Source organism: Pseudomonas sp. SW-3, from assembly GCF_016615645.1.
Lineage (GTDB): Bacteria > Pseudomonadota > Gammaproteobacteria > Pseudomonadales > Pseudomonadaceae > Aquipseudomonas > Aquipseudomonas mandelii.
Genome location: NZ_CP067098.1, coordinates 3,008,846 through 3,030,955 on the forward strand (window position 1 = coordinate 3,008,846; position 22,110 = coordinate 3,030,955).

At 61.2% G+C, this 22,110-nt stretch carries 13 protein-coding genes; 1 reads left to right on the plus strand and 12 read right to left on the minus strand.

Annotation, left to right across the window (positions count from 1 at the left end):
• Positions 1-93: 93 nt before the first annotated feature.
• The 12 genes from JIO00_RS13525 to JIO00_RS13580 all read right to left on the minus strand — a co-directional run bounded on the left by JIO00_RS13525 (position 94) and on the right by JIO00_RS13580 (position 16,612).
• Positions 94-753 (minus strand): glycosyltransferase, encoded by a 660-nt coding sequence (locus JIO00_RS13525; RefSeq protein WP_010459942.1) that lies wholly within the window; start codon positions 751-753, stop codon positions 94-96.
• The gene (locus tag JIO00_RS13530; protein WP_145307307.1) at positions 750-1,349 is read right to left on the minus strand and encodes an SAM-dependent methyltransferase; all 600 of its coding nucleotides are present in this window, start codon (positions 1,347-1,349) and stop codon (positions 750-752) included. The genes JIO00_RS13525 and JIO00_RS13530 overlap by 4 nt, the downstream gene beginning before the upstream one ends.
• Positions 1,346-2,104 carry a PIG-L deacetylase family protein gene (locus tag JIO00_RS13535; protein ID WP_145307305.1) on the minus strand — a complete coding sequence of 253 codons (759 nt, stop codon included), beginning with the start codon at positions 2,102-2,104 and terminating at the stop codon, positions 1,346-1,348. The genes JIO00_RS13530 and JIO00_RS13535 overlap by 4 nt, the downstream gene beginning before the upstream one ends.
• Positions 2,101-3,090 carry an acyl-CoA dehydrogenase family protein gene (locus JIO00_RS13540; protein WP_154504539.1) on the minus strand — a complete coding sequence of 330 codons (990 nt, stop codon included), beginning with the start codon at positions 3,088-3,090 and terminating at the stop codon, positions 2,101-2,103. The genes JIO00_RS13535 and JIO00_RS13540 overlap by 4 nt, the downstream gene beginning before the upstream one ends.
• Before the next feature lies 1 nt (position 3,091).
• Positions 3,092-5,251, minus strand: coding sequence for a glycogen debranching protein GlgX (gene glgX / locus JIO00_RS13545; RefSeq protein ID WP_010459951.1), 2,160 nt, complete (start codon positions 5,249-5,251; stop codon positions 3,092-3,094).
• Between the two features lie 194 nt (positions 5,252-5,445).
• Complete coding sequence (locus tag JIO00_RS13550; protein ID WP_083376845.1) at positions 5,446-5,760, minus strand: DUF2934 domain-containing protein; 315 nt, start codon at positions 5,758-5,760, stop codon at positions 5,446-5,448.
• Positions 5,761-5,781: 21 nt separating this feature from the next.
• Positions 5,782-8,562 carry a malto-oligosyltrehalose synthase gene (locus tag JIO00_RS13555; protein WP_200668461.1) on the minus strand — a complete coding sequence of 927 codons (2,781 nt, stop codon included), beginning with the start codon at positions 8,560-8,562 and terminating at the stop codon, positions 5,782-5,784.
• Positions 8,559-10,637: a 4-alpha-glucanotransferase gene (gene malQ, locus JIO00_RS13560; protein WP_010459957.1), complete on the minus strand. Its 2,079-nt coding sequence runs from the start codon at positions 10,635-10,637 to the stop codon at positions 8,559-8,561. Before malQ ends, JIO00_RS13555 begins: the two co-directional genes overlap by 4 nt.
• A complete protein-coding gene (treZ, locus tag JIO00_RS13565) occupies positions 10,634-12,430 on the minus strand; it encodes a malto-oligosyltrehalose trehalohydrolase (protein WP_077749958.1) in 1,797 nt (598 codons plus the stop codon). Before treZ ends, malQ begins: the two co-directional genes overlap by 4 nt.
• Positions 12,431-12,446: 16 nt before the next feature.
• Positions 12,447-14,033, minus strand: coding sequence for a glycogen synthase GlgA (gene glgA, locus JIO00_RS13570; RefSeq protein WP_010459959.1), 1,587 nt, complete (start codon positions 14,031-14,033; stop codon positions 12,447-12,449).
• A gap of 597 nt (positions 14,034-14,630) precedes the next feature.
• Positions 14,631-15,644 (minus strand): aldo/keto reductase, encoded by a 1,014-nt coding sequence (locus JIO00_RS13575; RefSeq protein ID WP_154504547.1) that lies wholly within the window; start codon positions 15,642-15,644, stop codon positions 14,631-14,633.
• Positions 15,645-15,712: 68 nt separating this feature from the next.
• The gene (locus tag JIO00_RS13580) at positions 15,713-16,612 is read right to left on the minus strand and encodes a LysR family transcriptional regulator (protein WP_077749957.1); all 900 of its coding nucleotides are present in this window, start codon (positions 16,610-16,612) and stop codon (positions 15,713-15,715) included.
• 213 nt (positions 16,613-16,825) lie between these two features.
• Between JIO00_RS13580 and JIO00_RS13585 the strand changes: the two genes are divergently transcribed.
• Complete coding sequence (locus JIO00_RS13585; RefSeq protein WP_200668462.1) at positions 16,826-21,844, plus strand: Ig-like domain-containing protein; 5,019 nt, start codon at positions 16,826-16,828, stop codon at positions 21,842-21,844.
• The last annotated feature ends 266 nt before the right edge of the window (positions 21,845-22,110 follow it).

The window sequence follows — 22,110 nt, forward strand, 5'->3', positions numbered from 1 at the left end:
TGTGCAGCGCTCCATACCCTGGATTGCCGCGAGGAGAGTATTGCTCAAGTCTCGCTATTCGTCGCGTGGTGCTGTCATCTGAGACGGTATTTTTTAACCAGGCTGTACCAGGTCTCGCAAATAATCGCCGAAACCACCGCGTGCGCGACTGTCCAGCCGAGCACTGGTCAGCACTTGCGGGCGATGGCTCCAGGCTATGTTTGCGCCACAGCGTTCGAGTTGTCGCACCAGTTGCACATCTTCGTCACAGGCCAGCGGTTCGAAACCGCCGGCGCGCTGATAGGCGTCAGCACTGATGCCCAGATTGGCTCCATGAATGTGCCGATGACCTTCGCGGGCCTGATAGTGCTGGTGATAGCGAATCTGAGCCGACTCATCGAACGCCTCGTGCCACGCCTCCACCGTAACCGTGCCGCACACCGCATCGACGTCGAGGGCCAGTTGCGCCACCAGCCAATCGTGCGCCACACGGCTGTCGGCATCGGAACAGGAAATCCAGCGAGCCCCGCGCTCCAGCAGAAACCGTGCGCCGGCGGCGCGGGCCTGACCGACGTTGCGTGCCTCGATCGCCAGACTGTGCACCGGATAGGCGCTGACGATCTCCGAGGACCGGTCGGTGCAACTGTCGAGCACCACCAGCACCTCGACGGTTTCACCGCCCAGCCGCTCGTGTTGCGCGGCGAGCAGGGCCGCCTCAAGGCAGTCTTCAAGCAAGTCTTCTTCGTTATGCGCGGGGATCAGAATGCCGATCATCGCAAGCCCTCCAGAGCCGCCACGGAGCGTGGTTCACGACTCCAGAGTTCCAGTAGAAAATCCGCTTCCTGATGCAGGGCCAGTCGCGGCAAATGCAAATGTTCGTGGAGCAAGTCATGGACTTGCCGGGCGTTCAACGGACAGCCGTCGATGGGCGGGCGCCAGTGGCAGGCCAGCAGCTGGCCGTCGGCGGTCAGCGATTGTGCGGCCTGTTCGATCAGGCGTTTCAGATCATCGGCGTCGAGGTAGTAGCCGACCTCGCTGAGCACGATCAGGTCGAATTTCTCGTCCGGCCAATCGGCAGGCAAGCGGCTGTGGCGGACTTCGGCGTGGTCGAACGGGCCGAGTCGGGTGCGAGCCAGCGTCACGGCTGCGGCGGCGGTGTCGCAACACAGCAGACGATCGCAGCGGCTGGCCAGCTCAAAGCTCAACTCGCCGTTGGCGCAGCCGGGCTCAAAGATCGCCCGGTAGTGAGGGCGGGGCAGTGCGGCGAGGGTGATTGCGCGTTTGCGCTGTTCATACCAGCGCTGACGGAACGACCAGGGATCATCGTTGCCGGCAAACAGACCGTCGAAATAGCGGTCGTCGACGCTCATACAAACACCACTTCGAACGGTTGCAGCAGCCGTTCCAGCACATAGGGCGCCAGCACGGGCGGCAAGCCGATGTGCGGGTCACCCTCCAACTGGCTGGCAAAGGCGTGGATCGCGTGGCGTTTGCGCGCGACCAGGTGCGGGGCCAGGAGGATTTTTCGCGCCCGGTGCCACGGCACGAAACTGTCTTCAGGTGTCGCCCAGTGCCAAGTCCATACGGGCAATTCATAGACGGTCGCACCCGCTCGTCTTGCCGCTGTGGCGCTGGCCCGGCCCACGGCTTCGTGGTCGCAATGGCCGTCCTCGCACCACGTGGTGAATACCACGTCGTTGGGGTGCAAGTGACGTTCGATGAACTCGCTCAGCTCGCTTTCTCGATCAGCGACCTGGCTGTCTTTGAATCCACCGCGCAGCCATTTCAGGCTGTGCAGGGGCACACCGAGACGTCGCAAGGCTTCGACCGATTCCTGTGGCCGCACCGCGCTCAGGCGCTCCACCGGCCAGCGCTCGGAGCCGGGATGGCTGGCGCTGCCATCGGTGACCGAGATCAGTTGCAAGGGCCGACCGGCGGCGGCGAGCAATTGCAGGAAACCGCCGCAGCCCAGCACTTCGTCATCCGGGTGCGGAGCGATGATCACTGCGCGGGCACCTTCCGGCACCAGGCTCAGGATATCGATCACCGGTAACTGCGCCAGGTGGCTGGAGGTCTGCCACCGATGAAGCGGCGTGCCCTGGCCGACGATAGGATTGGTTTTCATAACGTCCATGTTCCGGTAATGACGGTTTGGCCGAGGGCGGCGAGGTCGCGTTCGGCGTGGCTTTGGCGCAGGAACACCGGCAGGTCGGCGATCAATCGGGCGAACTGCCGATCCCTACAGTAGGGACCCGCGCCGAGGGCGTGGCCGACATGCAACATGACCTGTTCGGCGGTGTGTTCCACCACCGCACGGGCGCGCCGGGCCAGCAATTCGGCGTCGTCCAGCGGGGCGGCGTCGATCATCAGTGCGCTGACCCGCAAGACCTCGGCGGCGGCATGCAGCGCACTGTCGACGGCGCCGAGGTGAGCGAGGGCGTGGGGCTCTTCATGGTGCGCGCAATGGCTGCGCAGGCGTTCGGCAATGCTTTGCGCCGCGCCGTACCAGCAGGCGGCAATGCCGATGCCGCCCTGCCAAAAACCGGGCCGATTCAGGTAATCGCCGGGTGAACCGATGGCTTGGCCCTCGGCGCCTTCGAACAGCACTTCGACGCTGCCGGAGGCGCCCATGCCGACCGCTTGCCAGCCTTGATCGGTCACGGTCACGCCGGGTTGATCCAGCGCCACCGCAACCAATTGCTGGCAGTCCTGTTGATCCCAGGCCGTGAGCAGCGCATGACTCAACACCACCGCGCCCGAGCACCAGGCCTTGCGCCCGTTCAACTCGACCATGTGTCCCTGCGGACGGACGCGCACCCGGGCGTTTGGCGGTTCAGCGGCCCACATCCCCCACGTGCTGCCCGGTGTCGGCGAGCCACCCAACTGCTGGATGATCGCCAGCGCATCGGTATGGCCTTCGTACAACTTGCACAACCCTAGGTCATGCCCGCCGACTTCGGCCAACCGCTGGAAGCGTTCCAGCGTCTGGCCACTGCCGGGCAGCGGAAGCTGATCAAGCCCAGCCTCCACCAACGCCCGCAGGCACCGGCCTAGCGCCTGAGTATCGGCGTAGTCCGGTGGCTGGCGAGTGAGAAACGCTTGAAGGTCCATTTCACTCTTCTTCCTCATGCTGCAATTCGAACAGCAGCAGCGAACGCCCGGTGACGGAGTACTCGTGCCCGAACTCGAAGCGTTCCTGCCCGCGAATCGACGGTTGATTGGTGTCGACCATGCACGTCCAGTGATAGCCGTCCGGCACTTCCGGCAAGGTGAAGTTGACGATGTCGTGGTGCGCGTTGACCACCAGCAACAGGGTTGCGTTACCGCCTTTGCGGCGGATACCGGTTTCCTGGGCGCGGCCGTCCATCAACATGCCGAGGCAGCGGCCGTGCGGTTCTTCCCACTGCTCGATGGACATTTCACTGCCATCCGGGGCGAGCCAGGTCACGTCCTTGACGCCGATGTCCTCGTTGTAATTACCCACCAGGAAGCGTCCGCGACGCAGGATCGGATAGGCCAGGCGCAACTTGATCAGGCGCTTGACGAACTTGAGCAGGGCCTTGCCGTCTTCGCTCAGGTCCCAATTGACCCAGCCAATGTCGCTGTCCTGGCAATAGGCGTTGTTGTTGCCTTCCTGGGTCCGGGCGAACTCGTCGCCGGCCACCAGCATCGGGGTGCCTTGGGACAGCAGCAGCGTGGCGAAGAAATTGCGCATTTGCCGCTGACGCAGTTCATTGATTTCCGGATCGTCAGTCGGGCCTTCGACGCCGTGGTTCCAGGACAGGTTGTTATTGCTGCCGTCCTGATTGTTCTCGTCGTTGGCTTCGTTGTGCTTGTCGTTGTACGACACCAGGTCATTGAGGGTGAAACCGTCATGGGCGGTGATGAAGTTCAACGAGGCATAGGGCCGCCGGCCGCGCTGATTGAACATCTCGCCGGACGCCGTCATGCGGCTGGCGAAGTCGGCCAGTTGGCCGTCATCGCCTTTCCAGAACGCGCGCACGGTGTCGCGGAACTTGTCGTTCCACTCGACCCAGCCCGGTGGAAAACCGCCGACCTGATAACCGCCGGGGCCGCAATCCCATGGCTCGGCGATCATCTTCACCTGGCGCAGCACCGGGTCCTGGCGGCAGGCCACAAGGAAGCTGTGACGTTCGTCGAAGCCTTCATGGTAGCGGCCGAGAATGGTCGCCAGGTCGAAGCGGAAACCGTCCACGTGCATTTCCGTGGCCCAATAGCGCAGGGAGTCGGTGACCATTTGCAGCACGCAAGGGTGACTCAAATCGAGGGTGTTGCCGGTGCCGGAATCGTTGATGTAGTAACGCTTGTCATCAGGCATCAAGCGGTAATACGAGGCGTTGTCGATGCCGCGCATGGACAGGGTAGGGCCTTGTTCGTTGCCCTCGGCGGTGTGGTTGTAGACCACATCGAGGATCACTTCCAGATTGGCTTCGTGCAGGTGCGCGACCATCTCCTTGAACTCGGCGATCTTGCCGCTGGCCAGGTAACGCGGGTCCGGGGCAAAGAAGGCGATGCTGTTGTAGCCCCAGTAATTGGTCATGCCTTTGTGCAGCAGGTGCTGGTCGTTCACGAAAGCGTGGATCGGCAGCAACTCCACCGACGACACCCCGAGCTTGCGAATGTGTTCCAGCACGTCATCGACCATCAACCCGGCGAAGGTGCCACGCACGTTCTCGGGGACCGAAGGGTGGCGCATGCTGATGCCGCGCACATGGGTTTCATAAATGATCGTCTTGTCCCACGGCACGCTGACGCGATGGTCGTTGCCCCAGGTGTGAGCCGGGTCGATCACCTTGCACTTGGGGACAAACGGTGCGCTGTCGCGTTCATCGAAACTCAAATCGGCGTCAGGATGCCCGATGGTGTAGCCGAACAACGCTTCGGACCATTTCAGCTGGCCGACCAGTTGTTTTGCATAGGGGTCGATCAGCAGTTTGTTGTGGTTGAAACGATGACCGTTGGCCGGGTCGTAGGGGCCATAGACACGGTAGCCGTAAATCAGCCCTGGGTGGGCGTCGGGCAAATAGCCGTGATAGATCTCGTCGGTGTATTCCGGCAGTTCGATACGTTCGAGTTCGACCTCGCCGGCATCGTCGAAGATGCACAGTTCGACTTTGGTGGCGTTGGCGGAAAACAAGGCAAAGTTGACCCCCAGACCATCCCAGGTCGCACCCAGCGGGAAGGGCAAGCCTTCACGGATTCGCGAGGCCTCGGCGTGAGGTTCTGGCGCGGCTTTCTTTGGATTGGACATAGATGCTCCTGCAAAAAGGGGATTCTTTGTAGGAGCGAGGCTTGCCCGCGAAGGCGGTGTTTCAGTCACAGTTGAATCGACTGACATGCCGCCTTCGCGGGCAAGCCTCGCTCCTACAGGTTTTTCGTGGGCGAGCAAGCCCACGGTGGCCAGGGGGCTGGCCACGAGGTCAATCAGGACGCGATAGTGAAGCGTCAGACAGCAGGCGGTTTGCGCGCTGCTTTAGGCTTCTTCTCGGCAGCTTTTTCGCCGGGCGGAATTACCTTTGAAGCCGCTGCAGGCTTGGCCTTGGCTTTCGGCTCGGGCACCTTGCCATTGGCTTTGGCCACAGCAGGCTTGGCAACCGTTTTACTGCCGGCAGCCTTGGGCAATTTTTTGGGGGCCAGGGCTTCGGCTTCAGCCAGCTTGCGCGCCATCTCCCAATGCCGGGCGTCCTGGCCCTCAGGCTTACCTTCCGATTCCCAGATTTGATAGGCAAATTCGCGAACGCGTTTATCGTCGGTACTCATCGCAATACTCCTGAACTGAACTCAAGCTTGGGTAAACGTTTGAATAAAGAGATTGACCGGGAAATCCCCCAGCGCGGCGCTGATGTTCAGCTCCCTGTGGTGTGTGACTGCGGTGCTCGAGAAAAGTCCCTTCAGATTTTCCTCGGAGGCGGTGAACGGTAATTTCACCCGTGTATCGCCCCAGCGCAGCGCGTCAACCCGGGGTTCGGCACTGTTTTCCAGCAGCGGGGCGCATCGAATCGGTACGATCACGATGGCCCGTTTTCCCTGATGTTCGCGAGCAAAGGCCAGCACTCGGTGAGCCTGGCTGCCCACGACCTCAAGTGCTTGATACGTCCCTCGTCGAAACAGCTCCGCATGCTCGGCCCGCAGGTTCAACACCTGCTTGATCAGGGTTTGCTTGATGTGCCCGTCACGCCAGTTGGTCAACAGGTCAGGCAGATTCAACGGCACCTGCATCGTCTGTTGGCGGCTCACGTAATCCACCGGCCGGCGGTTGTCCGGGTCCACCAGCGAGAAGTCCCAGTACTCGTTGCCCTGGTAGAGGTCCGGGATCCCCGGCACGGTCATGCGCAGCAAGGTTTGCGCCAACCCGTTGAGGGCACCGGGGACGGCGATGCTCTTGGCGGCTTTGCTGAGTGCGGTGCACAAGAGCTCGCCTTCAGGGCTGAGCAGCAAGCGTTGCAGGAATTGCTGAACGGCGTTTTCGTAAGCCTCGTTCGGCGCGCTCCAGCTGCTTTGCAATTTGGCTTCACGCAAGGCTTTTTGTTGCCACTGCCACACCCGTTGAGTGTAGTTCTCCAGCGCCGGTTGATCGTAACCGTGCAAATCGAGTGGCCAGCTGCCGAGGAGCGCTTGATACAGGATCAATTCATCGCCCGCCGAGGGCATCTGGTCGTCTTCACGCAAGGGCCGGGCAAGTGTCCGCCACAGCGGGACCTGCTCGGCGTACCAGGCGCTGCGTTCACTCAACACCGCCAACCGCGCGCGGGTGTCTTCGCCGCGTTTGTGGTCGTGGGTGGCGGTGGCTAGCAGGTTGTCCGGAAACTGCTCCAGGCGATTGATGCAGACGGCATGGAAATCGGCGACCGGCGCACTGAATTGCTCGGTGCTGAAGCCCACATCATTGCGCGACAGCAGCACCGCTGAGCGATAGAACGCGGTGTCTTCCACAGCCTTGGCTGCGGCGGGTGAAGTCAGTTGCTGGAACCGCACACACGCATGCTTGAGGATCTTGCGCTGACGACCCACCGGGCGTTTGCGCCACGGCTCACCGCCGAGCCAACCGGCCAGGCAATCGAGCACCGGCCAATCGGCCTCGCCGAGGGTCTGCCGGGCACCGTCCATGGCCTGCTGGAAAAACACATCGTCTTCGGCAGAACGGCCACGCGGGCTGATGTAGGTGCGGTACACCGGGAAATGCACGATCAGTTCCTGCAACGCCCGACGGATCGCGCCCAAGGTCAGGTCGCGGGTCATCAGATCGTCCCGAGCCACTTGCAGCAACGCCTGGGCCACACTCTCGAAATCACCGGCCAAGGAGCCGTTGAGAATCTGCTGGCGCGCCAATTGCGCTTCCTGACGGAAGTCGGCGGGCCGTTCGCTGAAGCGATTCCACAGTTCACCCAGAACCTTTTCACCCTCGGGATCGTGCTGCAGCAACGACAACTGGTTCATGAATTCGTAACCGGTGGTGCCGTCCACCGACCAGTCGCGGTGCAGGGTTTCACCTTCACCGAGAATCTTCTCGACGTAGATTGGCAGGTGCCGGTCGGGCGACAGGGTATCGACCCGACGCCGTAGTTTGCGGCAGTAGCCGCGCGGGTCGGCGAGGCCGTCGATGTGGTCGATGCGCAGACCGTCGACCAGCCCTTCAGCCACCAACTCGAAGATTTTCGCGTGGGTCGCTTCGAACACGGCGGGGCGTTCGACCCGCAGGCCGCCCAATTCGTTGACATCGAAAAAACGCCGCCAATTGATGTCATCCGCCGCCGTGCGCCAACTGGCCAGCCGATAGCTTTGGCGTTCGAGCAGGTTGTGCAGCCGCTTAAAACCATCGGGCGTCAGCGAATCGTAGGCACTGAGATTCTGCTGAATGCACTGCAGGATCGCAGGGTCACTGGCCAGTTCGCGCAGCTCTGCCTTCAGCGGTTGCGCCAGGCTGTGCGAGTCGGTCTGGTAGCTCAAAGCACTGAAACGGTCGGCGAGAAACTTGAGTTGCTCGTCGTCGGTTCGCAGCAGTTCACCGTAGCTCGACGGGCAGATCGGGAAGTGATGCTCGTAGTGCTCGACATAAAACGCACCGCGTTGTGCATCAAAGCGCAAGGGCAGGGTGCCGTCTTGCAAGGCGACGCCGTAATCACTGCCAAGGAAAGGCAGCAGCAACTGGCCCTCCATCAGCGGGTCGGGTGAGTGCCACTGAATGTCGAAAAACTCGCCGTAAGGGCTCAGGCGTCCCCACTCCAGCAAATCCAGCCACCAGGGGTTATCACTACCGCCGACGGCCATGTGGTTGGAAACGATGTCGAGGATCAGCCCCATCTTGTGTTCGCGCAGGGCCGCAACCAGGCGGCGCAGGGCCGCTTCGCCGCCCAGCTCAGGGTTGACCGTGGTCGGGTCCACCACGTCGTACCCGTGCATTGAACCGGCGCGGGCAGCAAGCAGTGGCGAGGCATAGACGTGGCTGATGCCCAGGCTGGCAAAGTACGGCACCAACGGCACGGCTTGATCCAGCGTGAAGCCTTTATGGAATTGCAGGCGCAACGACGCGCGAAGCGGCAGCGGTTGTATTGACTGATTCATTGGTCACGCTCGCCAGCCTGAAGTCGAGCGCAGGCGAGCAATTCCAGGCGCCGCGAGGCGTCCGGGTCATCGAGCAGCGCTTCACTGCTGCCCGGCAAGCGCCGCGACCAGTTGGGGTGCGTGTCGATGGTGCCGGGCAGGTTGGCCTGTTGTTCGATGCCCAGGGCATCTTCCAGCGGCAGCAACACCAGCGGTGCCCGCGTATGCCCTAGAAAGCGTACCGCCGCGTCCAGTATCTGGTCCGTCTCATGGGATTCTTCGCGGAAGTTCTGCGGGTCCTCGCTCAGCACGCGACGCAGGCCTTCACGCTCGCGCTCACGGTGATGGCGCCATTCGATTTCACCCGTGGCATCGACCAGGCCCAATCGGGCGTTCCAGTCGATGTCACGGCCATGCCACCAGCCATTGAGCGTCGGCAGGTCATGGGTGCTGGTGGTCGCGAGGGCGTTGTCCGGCCAGTCGAGAATCGATTTGAAGTGCGCGTTGTCCTGTTCAAACAGCAGCACGCGCATGCCGAGGATCGAGCGGGCGATGAGTTTTTCCCGCAGACCATCGGCCACCGTCCCGAGGTCTTCGCCCAGTACGATCGCCTGATGGCGATGGGATTCAAGGCTGAGCAGGCGCAGCAGGTCGTCCACCGGGTAATACAGGTAGGCGCCGTCGGCGGGCGGCGAGCCATTGGGGATCACCCACAGCCGTTGCAGGCCCATGACGTGATCAATGCGCAAGCCGCCGGCGTGGGCGAAATTGGCCCGGAGCATTTCGATGAAAGCGCGAAAGCCGTTGCGCACCAGGCCTTCAGGAGAGAATGCGGAAATGCCCCAGCCCTGGCCGGTGCGGTTGAGAATGTCCGGCGGCGCTCCCACCGTCAGTGAGGCGAGCAGTTCGTCCTGGCGACTCCACGCCTGGCTGCCACCGCCGTCGGCACCCACCGCCAGATCAGCGATCAGCCCAATGCTCATCCCCGCGCTGCGGGCGGCGGTTTGTGCGCGCTCCAGGCAACGGGTGATCAGCCATTGGCTGAACGCGAAGAAGCCAATGCGACCGGCGTTCTCTTCGGCAAATTCGGCGAGGGCGGCGCTGCGCGGGTCGCGCCATTGTTCCGGCCACTCGCGCCAGTCGAGGGTTTCACCCTTGGCGGCGCGCGCTTCTTGTATGGCTTCGAAGCGGCAGTGGTTTTCCAGTGCCTCACCGGCCGCGTGGCGGAAACTGCTGAAATCGGCATGCAACGGGTGTTCGCCCTGGACGAAGCCTTCATACAAGGCTTGCAGCAAACGATGCTTGGCTTCGGCGGCCACGGGCCAGTCAATCAGCGGCTGTTCTTCCAGGTGTTGCAGTTCGGCAGCGAGGCCGGTGGCGTCTATCGCGGCACGCCACGCGCGCTCGCCGAGAATAGCGCCCGGCGCAGCGTAGAGGCTGTTGAGAAACAACCGGCTGGACGGTGAATACGGGCTGTAGCGTTGGGTGTCGCTGCCAAACATCGCGTGCAGCGGACTGATCGCCAGCGCCTCGGCACCGCGTTCGCCGGCCACTCGAGCGAGGTCTTCCAGCGCCTGGGTATCGCCGAACCCGCCATCGCCGGCGCGACGCAGCGAGTACAACTGCACGCTGAGGCCCCAGGTGCGCGGGATCGGACTGTCGACGGCATCGCCGACGCTGTAGCAACGCGCCGGTGCCACGGCCAGGGTAAATGATTGTCCGTCGATGCTGACGTGCTGATACCCGACCGGAACCAGGCCGGGCAGTTGGGCCTCGGCGTCCAGTTTCAGGTTGAGTCGTGAGCCATCTTCAAGGTGGATCTCGCACGGCGATTCCGGTTCAAAGAAATGCGCCAGGTCGAGGCTGACGCCGAAATCGGCGGTAATGAGCGGCGGCAGATGCCGGGTCTGTTGCACCTCCTGCAATTGCAGGAGGCTGGCGTCGATTTCCTGTGCGGTGCTGGCCGGGTGGCCGAGTCCGATCAGGACATTGCGCAATACCGAGGGGGCGACTTTCTGCGGGCGGCCGTTGGCGTCGATCCAGTCGACTGCCAAACCGGCACGGCCGGCCAGTATTTCCAATTGCGCATCACTCATTGGCGCTCTCCATCCGGGGGTAGCAAGGGGGCTGCGGCCGTGAGGCTGACTAGCGCGCAATACGGGGCAAGGGTGCCCTGTTCCAACAGGCCGGCTGACTGAGGCGGCGTTTCGAACAACAACCTGGCGTCGGCCTGTGGGGAGTGGACCACTGGCTTGTCGCTGAGGTTCAGGTCAATGCGCAGCTGACGGCCATTGCCCAGTCGCCAGCGCGCTGTCACTGCACCTTCGCCCAACACCTCGGCACCCAGGGCTTGAGCGCCCGGCAGGTGGGGGATGATGTGGTCGTGGCGAATCCGCAGCAGTTGGTGATACAGCCCCTGCATGGCCGATTGCCGGGTGGCGGTCAGTTTTGGCCGCGACGCTTCAAAGGTCTGAGGCGCGTTCGGATCGGGGATCTGTTCGCGTCTATGAGGATCGGCAAAGGCGCTGAAGGCCGCGAATTCATTCCGTCGCCCTTCACGGACCAGCTCCGCCAGTTCACCGTGGTGACTGGTGAAAAACAGGAACGGCTCTTCGGCCGCGAATTCGTCGCCCATGAACATCAGCGGGATCATCGGCGACAGTAGCAACAGCGCGGTCGCCGCTTTCAGGGCTTCGAGGGGAGCCAGTTGATGCAAGCGTTCGCCGAAGGCACGGTTGCCGATCTGGTCATGGTTCTGCAAAAACAGCACGAACGCGCTGGGCGGCAGGTGACCGCTGGGCTCGCCCCGGGTTGTCCCGTGGCGGGTCACGTGGCCCTGAAACACGAAGCCCTGGCTCAGGCAGCGCGCCAGTTTTTCCGTGGGGTTGTCGGCATAGTCAGCGTAGTAGGCGTCGGTTTCACCGGTCAGCAAAACGTGCAAGGCGTTGTGGCCGTCATCGTTCCACTGCGCGTCGAATCCTTCCTCCAGCAGGCTGGCCTGGTTGTGTTCGTTCTCGACCGTCAGCCAGACGTGCCGCGCCGGGTTGGTTTGCTCGCGAACCGTCTGCGCCAGTTCCTGAAGAAAGTCCGGGCTCTCAATGGCGTGCACGGCATCCAGCCGCAGACCATCGAAGCGGTATTCCAGCAACCACATCAGCGCATTGTCGATAAAAAAGTCCCGCACTTCTCGGCGCCGGAAATCGATGGCCGCGCCCCAAGGCGTGTGCTTGTCTTCGCGAAAAAAGCCCTTGGCGTAGTGATGCAGGTAATTGCCGTCCGGGCCGAAGTGGTTGTAGACCACGTCGAGAATCACCGCCAGGCCATGGCCGTGGGCGGTGTCGATCAGATGTTTAAGTTGTTCGGGAGTGCCATAGGACGATTGGGGCGCGTAGGGCAGAACCCCGTCGTAACCCCAGTTGCGATCGCCGGGGAACTGCGCCAGCGGCATCAGCTCGATCGCGGTGATGCCCAGGTCAACGAGGCGCGCCAGGTGCTTCTCGACTTCACTGAAGCCGCCGAGCGCACCGACATGCAATTCGTAGATGACCGCCTCGTTCCAGGGGCGGCCGGTCCAGGCGCTGTTCTGCCATTGATAGGCGAGTGGATCGACCACCACGCTGTGGTCGCCGATATCGCCGGCCTGCGCGCGGGAGGCCGGGTCCGGCACTTCCAGCTCGCCATCGATGTTGTAGCGGTAACGCGTACCCGCCGTGCAACGGGTCTTGATCACGAACCAGCCATCAGCCTGAGGCAGTAGCGGCAAGGATTGTCCATCTTCCAGTTCGACACTGACGTAAAACGCATCTGGCGCCCACAAGGCAAAACGCGTGTGTTCTGCGTCCAGCATGATTGCGCCGTGGGGCCAGGTCTCAAGGGTCCGTAACGGCATCGTTGAAAACCTCTTTTTACTGTTTGCCCGATTTACCCAGGGCTTTGGCGACCAGTCGTTCGTAGAGTTCGGCGTAGGGTTCAACCGCCTTGCACCAGTTGAACGGCGCGGCCATGGCGCGGCACCGCATGGCGCTGAGCAGGCCGGGGAAGGCGAAGACCTTGAACGCGCGGCTCAGGGCTTCTTGATAGCTCTCCACCGTGGATTCGTCGAACAGGAAACCGGTCACGCCGTTTTCGATGGTGTCGGCCAGACCGCCGGTATTGCGGGCCACCGGCAGCGAGCCGAAGCGCTGGGCGTACATCTGGCTCAAGCCGCATGGCTCGTAACGCGACGGCATCAACAGGAAATCACTGCCGGCGAACATGCGACGGGCGTCGGTTTCATTGAAGCCGATGCGCACGCCGATTTGCCCGGGGAAGCGCAGGGCGAGTTCCCGCATGGCTTGTTCTTCTTCGGGCTCGCCACGACCGATGATCGCGATCTGGCCCCCGTTGTTGACGATGTATTCGGAGACCGCTTCGGTCAGGTCCAGACCTTTCTGATAGACCAGGCGCGAGACCACGGCGAACAGCGGGCCTTCGGAGTCTTCCAGGCCGAACAGGTCGCGGACATGGGCGGCGTTGACTGCTTTGCCGTCCCAGTCGCCGATGCCGAACGGGCAGAACAGGTGCGGGTCGGTGGCGGCGTCCCAGCTTTCATCGATGCCATTGGGAATACCGCTGAGCAGGCCTTGCTGGGTCTTGGCGGCGAGAAAGCCGTCGAGACCGCAGCCGAAGGCCGGCGTGGTGATTTCCTGGGCGTAAGTGGCGCTGACGGTGGTGATGTGGCTCGAATAGGCCATGCCGGCCTTGAGGAACGACATCTTGCCGTAGAACTCCATGCCTTCCTGTTGCAAGGCATGGTTGGGAATACCGAGTTCAGGGCACGAGCCCAGGCTGGTGACGCCTTGATAGGCCAGGTTGTGAATGGTGAAGAGCGTCGGGGTGCGCTGTCCACGCCAGTGCATGTACGCTGGCGCCAGGCCGGCTGGCCAGTCATGGGCATGCACCAGATCCGGGCACCAGTGGATTTGTGCCAGATTGGCGGCGATATCGGCGGCGGCCAGGCCCAGGCGGGCGAAACGAATGTGGTTGTCCGGCCAATCGCGGCCGTTGTTGGCGCCGTAAGGCGAACCTTCGCGCTCGTAGAGTTCGGGGCAGATCAACACGTAAATGACCAGACCGTCCGGCATGTCCATGCGTCCGATCTTGCAGGGTGGCAGTGCGGCGTGCCCACCCAGTTCACCGATGATATGGATCGGGTTTTCACTGTGCAGCACTTGCGGGTAACCGGGGATCAGCACCCGCACATCGTGCAGATGAGACATGGCCCGAGGCAGCGCTGCGGAAACGTCACCCAGGCCGCCGGTCTTGACCAGATCGGCGATCTCGGAGGTGACGAACAATACCTTCTTTCTGTTCGGATTCTGACTGGCAGCCGGTGACAGCGTTTTGGTGCCTGGTACGCTGATCGATTTGGCGCTCGGAGCATTCACGGCGCTTGATTCGCCGACCTGCTGATGAGCACGCTCTCCCTGAATATCTAAAGCCGCACTAATCATATGAATCTCCCGTGTTGTTGATCTAATTCTAGGTCTGGCACCAACGGTGTTCGTGGCCAAATCCTGTGGCCGGGCGCAAACGCGCTTCGCATCGGTGAGCAAATGCTGCCCCATGCGCTAATGCAGAAAGGGTGAAGGGGCCGTTGCAAGGAATGCACCAGTCGCTGAGGCCCTACCTTTAACCTGACCCTTGGGCAGGACCGAAAGTTTCGAGTTTTTTACCACCAGATGACTGACCGGTTTTACCTCGCGAAAATGAGTCTAGGCCAGATCCTAGAGCGGGGCAGGTCAAGTGGCGAAATTGTTCGACAATCGGTGGGGAGAGGGTAAAGGCACAACGCTTGTAGGGGGAAACGCACCGACGAAGGGCAGGTTTATTTTTCGGCACGGGTCAAAACGGGACTGGCAAGTCACGGTAATGGGCGTGGTTTACGGGGTTTTGCACCATTGCAGTGCGAGGTGTGTCGGGTGTGAGGGCCTCATCGCGAGCAGGCTCGCTCCCACAGGATCGCGGTCATCCGTGGACTATTTTCACTGCAAGCCGCTCCCACCTTGAAATGCGGTCCACTGTGGGAGCGAGCCTGCTCGCGAAAAATATCAGGCGGTACGCGGTTTACGCCCTGAAACAAAATGACTCACATCATTGAACCCTGGCGTCGACGAATGCCCCGGCGTGACCAGCGAATCAATGAACGCCTCGTCTTCAGCCGTGATCTTCACCGCCTGCGCCTTGGTGTAAGCATCCCATTGCTCCTCGGTGCGCGGTCCGACAATCGCCGATGTCACGGCGCTGTTGTTCAACACCCAGGCAATGGCGAACTCGACAATGCCCACGCCACGTTCCTGCGTGTACCGATGAATCTGCTGGGCAATACGCAACGACTCCACTCGCCATTCGGTTTCCAGAATGCGTTTGTCAGCGCGACCGGCGCGGCTGTTGGCGTCCGGTTTCACGTCCGGCGCATATTTGCCGCTGAGCACTCCGCGCGCAAGCGGACTGTAAGGCACCACGCCCAAACCATAGTTTTGCGCGGCAGTGATCTGCTCGGTCTCGGCCTGACGGTTGACGATGTTGTACAGCGGCTGACTGATCACCGGCCGATCAACACCCAACTGGTCCGCCACCCGGATCACCTCGGCAATCCGCCAGCCACGGTAGTTCGACAGACCCCAGTACCGGATCTTGCCCTGGCGAATCAGATCGCCAATCGCCGACACGGTCACTTCCAGCGGCGTGTTGTGGTCTTCGCGGTGCAGGTAATAGATGTCGAGGTAGTCAGTGCCCAAACGCGTCAGGCTGGCATCAAGGCCATTGAAAATATGCTTGCGGCTCAACCCGCTGCGGTTCGGCACACCGTCCACCGGGCCAAAACCGACCTTGGTCGCCAGCACCCATTCGTGACGGTTGCCGGCAATCGCTTCGCCGACGATCTCTTCGGAACGGCCGCCGGTGTAGACGTCCGCAGTGTCGATGAAATTGATGCCCTGGTCCCAAGCCTTGTCGATGATCCGCAGGGAATCTTCGGTACTGGTCTGTTCGCCGAACATCATGGTGCCCAAGGTCAGGGTCGACACCTGTAAACCCGAATGACCCAGCGTGCGATAACTCATGAGGAAATCCTTTTACCGTGGGAAAGCTTCAATCAAATACCAGAACGCCTGCGCGTCGAAAAGTGAATTTATACGCAAAGTGCATGACAACGTTCTTGCAGAAACGCTTGCAACACCTTGACCCGCTCCGAGACCTGCACCCGATGCGGGCACAGCAAATTGAACGGCACGCTTTCGCCTTGCCAGTCATCAAACAGCGTCACCAGCCGCCCGGCCTGCACATCGGCGGCGACATCCAGCCAGGCTTTATAAGCAATGCCATGCCCGGCCAACGCCCAGCGACGGGCGACTTCGCCGTCGTCGGTGAGGTAGTCTCCGCGCACCTCAACCTCCAACACTTCATGCTGCCGACTGAAACGCCAACAGTTATAAGGCCGGCCGTTACGCAGGTAGAGCAGGGCGCTGTGCTCGCCGAGGTCCGCCGGCGTTTTCGGCGTGCCGTGGCGGGCGAGGTAATCGGGACTGGCGCAGGCCACACGACGATGCCCCGGCAGAATCGGCAACGCCACCAGCGTCGAATCGCTGGGCACGCCGAAACGCAACGCGACGTCGACGGTTTCGCGAAAGAGGTCTGAGTGGCGGTCATTGAGCAGCAGTTGCAGCTGGATATTCGGGTGCTGGCGCTTGAAGTCATCCAGCCACGGCAACAACACATTACGCCCGAAGTCCGACGGCGCGGCCAGTTGCAACACGCCGCTCAAGCCTTGGGTTTGAGGCTTGAGGGCCTGTTCACCTTCCGCCAGGGCGGCCAAGGCCAGACGCACGCTTTCCAGATAACGCCGGCCTTCCTCGGTCAGGCGCATGCTGCGCGTGGAGCGCGCGAACAGGCGGATGCCGAGGCGGGTTTCCAGGCGTTTGAGGGCGATGCTGGCAGCGGCAGGGGTGAGTTCCAAAGTACGGGCGGCGGCGGAGATGCTGCCGGAGTCGGCGGTGCGAACGAAGATCTCCAGGTCGAGAATCGAGCTCATGGGTAAAAATCCTTTAAAGATCCGGCGCTTTTACCGTCATATTTTGTTGATTCGCAAGCACATGCTTGAGATCGAAGCGACGCGTCGCTCCCATACGGGATGTACCACTTGTCGGGAAAGCACCTCCACCTGTCATTTATGACAGTAGCCAATCGCCGTGACTCACACCTTAAATAACTCCGTCGCCCAGCCCCCCTCGACAGGAGTCTCCCCATGCTCGTGCAACCCGTCCGTCACCCCGTTTCCAGGCTGCTGCGTGAACCAGAAATCCCCGGTGCCCGTCTACTGGACTCTTCCACTGACGTCTGGGCAATCAACCGTGCCGCCGCCCTGGACAACTTCCCCATCAGCGGGCTCAAGGTCTACGTCCCGGCCTGGTCAAGCATGGGCAAAGGCGACAAGGTCGAGCTGCAGTTCAACGGCCAGGTGGTCAATCAGCACATCATCACCGACGACGCCGAAGTCGGTCAGCGAGTGACCTTGTGGGTCGAGCCCAGGCATTGGCTGACCGGGGCGCACACGCTGGCGTACCGGGTGACCCGTTTCAATCAGGGCGCCGAGACGTTTACGCCGGCGCTCAAGCTCTACGCCAAGCTGGAGATTCCTGCGGGCCAGGACCTTAACCCGGAAGAAGGCAGCCACTCGAACCTGTACCTGTTCATCGATCCGGCCATCGTCGAGAACATCGTCGACAAGGAGATCGCCGCGGCCGGGGTGGACATCATCGTTCGGGCCGAGTCCGGGACCGGCGTGCCTTATCCGGATGCGGCGGTGGGCGATGTCATGGTGCTGAGCTGGGGCGGTGTGCTCGTGGAATCCGCGCCGCTGACTGCCGAGCAGATCAGCGACCCGGCCACTCACCCGATCGTGATCCACGTCGACGAAGCCACCATCCTGGCCGCGGGCGACACCGACATCTCCGGGCTGGCGGTCACCTTCCGCGTGCGCGATGTGGTGCACAATTTTTCGGAAGACTGGTGCAAGGCCACGCGGCTGGTGGTCATGACCGGCGTCGATTTTCTGGACGCACCGGTCGTCCAGGAGGCCGTGAACAACGTTCTCGACCTCGATGCGCTGGGCGAAGATGACATCACGGGCGAGGTCTGGGCCAAAGCGCCGGCGTTCGAGCAGGACGACCGCATCATCCTGAAGATGCGCGGCACCACCGTGGACAACGAGGCCGTGGAAGTCATCGCGCCGGCCCAGACGGTCGACAACCTGCCGCATACTTACAAAGTCATCCTGTCCAACGCCGACGTGCGCCAACTGGCCAAAACCCAGGTGACCTTTTCCTATCGCGTAGAGCGCCCGGGCGTGACCGACCCCCTGCCGTCCAAGGGGCAATTTGTCACCTTCATCGGCGAACCGAAACACCTGGCCGCGCCCAAGGCCGAAGATGAACAAAACGGCGCGATTGATCCGGACCTGCCTCACCCCCGCGTGCGGATTCCGTTCGATCCGATCATGCAGCAGGGCATGGCCATCGACCTCATCTGGGCCGGCACCCGCCCGGATACCGGCAGCTACACCCCTGAGCTGGATTGGTATTTTCCAACCTGGGAAGAGATCGAAGCCCAGCAAGATTTCTTCATCGCGGTGGACGGCAGGCACCTGAAAACCCTGGAAGGCGGCACGCTGGAGCTGTCGTACTACCTGCTCCGCGAAGGCCCGAACGGTGAAGTCATCCGCCGCGAATCGCTGCATGCGGCGCCGCTACAGGTGGGCGAGCCGCAGTTCGAGTTGGTCAAACCGATCGTGCAGGGTGAACAGGACGGAGCGCTGGAGCCCGGGGACCTGCCCGGCGGCATCGGCAAACTGACCGCGCCAAGGCCGACCGTCAAACCGACCCAATCCGGTGACATCGTGACCTACACCTGGACGGGTGAAGTCACGGGTACCACGGAAGACTCCGTCACCCTCAACGGGCTGTCCAAAGACAAGGATGTGAATTTCACCCTCAACGCCACGTTTGTCGCCGAACACATCGAGCCGAACCGCGGCAAGAAGGTGACGGTGAGTTACCGGATCTGGCGGGCGGCGACGAGCGAGACGAGTTATTCGAATGTGCTGGAATTTGGGGTTGGCCAGGCGATTGGCCAACTGTTACCCCCGGCCGTGAAAGAAGCGGACGGCGGCACCCGCCTTGATCCGTTGAATGCCCAGACCCATCTGACCGCCGTCGTCAACTACGACGGAATGCTGGTCGGCGACCAGATCACTGCAATCTGGACCGGTGCCGACGGCACGCTGCCCGAGGGTTCGCATACCACCGCACCGTGGCCTGTGACCACGCTCGGGCCGCAGGAGATACCGTTGGAGCCTAAGGTGGTTGCCTTCAGCCTCGGCAAAGCGGTAACGGTGAACTACAAGGTAACTCGCGGCAGCAGCCCCATGCCCTCGGACACCCTGACGTTATCGGTGCTGCCACTGCCGGAAAACGTGCTCGACAAACCATTGATCCTCGAAGCTGACAACGAGGGTGCCGGGACGGAGTTCAATATCAGCGGCCTGACCACTGCCACGGTGCGGTGCAAGGCATGGCCACTGATTGCCCTCCACCAGCCAGTCTGGCTACACCTTCGCAGCCAGAGTGCGAGTGGCAGTGCTCACGAGACAACACTGCTGGCCTACCCGAGAAATGCCGTACATCAGGACTGGCTGAACCGCGGTTATTACGACGCCCCCATTCCGTTGGCTTACCTTCAGGGGCTGGGCGATGGAAAAACACTAGAGCTGGTGTTCAAGGCCGCACTGGACAAAGGGACCGATGAAAACAATGCGCTGCCGTTTCAGGTGCGTACTTATACGATCAAGACTGTGGAGGATGTGAAACCTGCGATCACCCGTGTGACCGATTCCAATGGGGATGAGATCGCAGAAGGCGGGAGCACGGTTGATACCAGCATCACGCTGACCGGTACAGCCAGCAAGGGTCAGAAAGTCGATGTGCTCGACGGTACGGTCTCCAAAGGTCAGCCGACGGCGGATCCGGGCACGGGGGGCTGGACCTTGCTGGTGTCCGGGTTGAGTGCGGGGGCCCATAGCTTTACCGCGAAGGCGTTGTACGGTTCGGGTCAGAGCTCCGCGCCACGAACCTTGACCGTGGCGGTAGCGGTCACACCGGCCATTGACTCGGTCACCGATTCCAAAGGCCCGGTCGCCCAGGGTGGCATCACCTTTGACCGATCAGTAACCGTCACTGGCAAGGCCAGTCCCAATCAGAAAGTGCGCTTGCTCGATGGCACTACTTCACTGGGGGAACCTACCGCCAATGGCAGCGGCATATGGACTCAGGTGGTAAGTGCATTGACCGTCAAGGCTTACAGCCTCAAGGCACTGGCGCTGTATGGCGAAGGCGAAGAGTCCGCTCCACCATTCACGTTTACCGTGGCGGTGGCGGTCACACCGGCCATTGACTCGGTCACCGATTCCAAAGGCCCGGTCGCCCAGGGTGGCATCACCTTTGACCGATCAGTAACCGTCACTGGCAAGGCCAGTCCCAATCAGAAAGTGCGCTTGCTCGATGGCACTACTTCACTGGGGGAACCTACCGCCAATGGCAGCGGCATATGGACTCAGGTGGTAAGTGCATTGACCGTCAAGGCTTACAGCCTCAAGGCACTGGCGCTGTATGGCGAAGGCGAAGAGTCCGCTCCACCATTCACGTTTACCGTGGCGGTGGCGGTCACACCGGCCATTGACTCGGTCACCGACTCCAAAGGCCCGGTCGCCCAGGGTGGCATCACCTTTGACCGATCAGTAACCGTCACTGGCAAGGCCAGTCCCAATCAGAAAGTCCGCTTGCTTGATGGCACCACGTCACTGGGGGAACCTACCGCCAATGGTTCGGGTGTCTGGACTCAGGTGGTAAGTGCATTGACCGTCAAGGCTTACAGCCTCAAGGCGCTGGCGCTGTATGGCGAAGGCGAAGAGTCCGCTCCACCATTCACGTTTACCGTGGCGGTGGCGGTCACACCGGCCATTGACTCGGTCACCGACTCCAAAGGCCCGGTCGCCCAGGGTGGCATCACCTTTGACCGATCAGTAACCGTCACTGGCAAGGCCAGTCCCAATCAGAAAGTGCGCTTGCTCGATGGCACTACTTCACTGGGGGAACCTACCGCCAATGGCAGCGGCATCTGGACTCAGGTGGTAAGTGCATTGACCGTCAAGGCTTATAGCCTCAAGGCACTGGCGCTGTATGGCGAAGGCGAAGAGTCCGCTCCACCGTTCACGTTTACCGTGGCGGCGGCGCTCAAACCGGCCATTGACTCGGTCACCGATTCCAAAGGCCCGGTCGCCCAGGGTGGCATCACCTTTGACCGATCAGTAACCGTCACTGGCAAGGCCAGCCCCAACCAGAAAGTCCGCTTGCTCGATGGCACCACTTCACTGGGGGAACCTACCGCCAATGGTTCGGGTGTCTGGACTCAGGTGGTAAGTGCATTGACCGTCAAGGCTTACAGCCTCAAGGCACTGGCGCTGTATGGCGAGGGCGAAGAGTCCGCTCCACCGTTCACGTTTACCGTGGCGGTGGAGGATAAACCGACCATTGATTCGGTCAAAGGCTCGCCAAGCGGGGTCGAAATTCCCAATAGCGGTACATCGTTCGAGACCAGCGTGACGCTGACCGGCACGGCCAGCAAAGGTCAGAAAGTCCAGGTACTCGACGGTACAACACCGAAGGGCCAACCCACCGCCGATGCGACGACGGGAATCTGGACCTTGACCGACACCGGCCTGGCCTTGGGGCCGCACAGTTTTACGGCGAAGGCGTTGTACGGAAGTGAACAAACGTCAGCTGCACGAACATTTGAAATTAAACCATTTGTTAGCTTTGAGAACTTTCAAAGCCTGCCAACTGGAGACGTTCCTGTAAATGGAACTCCTTTAGAAACGCCTGCACTTTTTCTAAGCGTTTTGCAAGGCGGCTATGTAGTCATTGCCCCAATCGCCCATCCAGTGCCCGGGAAGTTGGAGGGGCAATGTATAGACGGTGTTAATGCAAGAGTCAGACTGGAACTCAAAGCGCCAGTTTCTCAAGTCAGCTTTTGGCACTGGGCGCAATTTACTGCCGTTATCTATGGGGTAGGAGGTGAGATTTTGTACGAAGAAACTGTAGAGCCTATTGATTCGGTTGCACAGAGCACTTTTACGTTTGCCGGGATTAAGCGAATCGAGCTAATTATCCGTGGAAATAGTTTTATAGATACGTTTTCTTTTTCGTTGTAGCCCAAAAGATGTTTGCGGGTGCTGTTTAAGTGCTGTTTAAGGGGGCGGATCTATTTGCTAGAGAAAAGGAGGCTCATCTATTTCCGTTCCCCCAAACACCTGTTGCCATAAATAAAATTGAGGAAATGGGGACGTATTTATTTTATCCGGCGGACATTTATTGATTAGCCCTGAGTGAGGATTAAGCAGGAATGTTTAACAGACATCTCCAGACACTCTCTCAGGCTACACAACCTTGCGCCGTTGCCTACGACTGCGCCAGAATC

Excerpts from the sequence above, each read along its gene's own strand:
- JIO00_RS13585 (WP_200668462.1), top strand. The coding sequence starts at position 16,826 with ATGCTCGTGCAACCCGTCCGTCACCCCGTTTCCAGGCTGCTGCGTGAA.
- JIO00_RS13580 (WP_077749957.1), bottom strand. The coding sequence starts at position 16,612 with ATGAGCTCGATTCTCGACCTGGAGATCTTCGTTCGCACCGCCGACTCC.
- glgX (WP_010459951.1), bottom strand. The coding sequence starts at position 5,251 with ATGTCCAATCCAAAGAAAGCCGCGCCAGAACCTCACGCCGAGGCCTCG.
- JIO00_RS13530 (WP_145307307.1), bottom strand. The coding sequence starts at position 1,349 with ATGAGCGTCGACGACCGCTATTTCGACGGTCTGTTTGCCGGCAACGAT.
- JIO00_RS13555 (WP_200668461.1), bottom strand. The coding sequence starts at position 8,562 with ATGAATCAGTCAATACAACCGCTGCCGCTTCGCGCGTCGTTGCGCCTG.
- JIO00_RS13540 (WP_154504539.1), bottom strand. The coding sequence starts at position 3,090 with ATGGACCTTCAAGCGTTTCTCACTCGCCAGCCACCGGACTACGCCGAT.
- JIO00_RS13575 (WP_154504547.1), bottom strand. The coding sequence starts at position 15,644 with ATGAGTTATCGCACGCTGGGTCATTCGGGTTTACAGGTGTCGACCCTG.
- JIO00_RS13535 (WP_145307305.1), bottom strand. The coding sequence starts at position 2,104 with ATGAAAACCAATCCTATCGTCGGCCAGGGCACGCCGCTTCATCGGTGG.
- JIO00_RS13550 (WP_083376845.1), bottom strand. The coding sequence starts at position 5,760 with ATGAGTACCGACGATAAACGCGTTCGCGAATTTGCCTATCAAATCTGG.
- treZ (WP_077749958.1), bottom strand. The coding sequence starts at position 12,430 with ATGCCGTTACGGACCCTTGAGACCTGGCCCCACGGCGCAATCATGCTG.
- JIO00_RS13525 (WP_010459942.1), bottom strand. The coding sequence starts at position 753 with ATGATCGGCATTCTGATCCCCGCGCATAACGAAGAAGACTTGCTTGAA.
- malQ (WP_010459957.1), bottom strand. The coding sequence starts at position 10,637 with ATGAGTGATGCGCAATTGGAAATACTGGCCGGCCGTGCCGGTTTGGCA.
- glgA (WP_010459959.1), bottom strand. The coding sequence starts at position 14,033 with ATGATTAGTGCGGCTTTAGATATTCAGGGAGAGCGTGCTCATCAGCAG.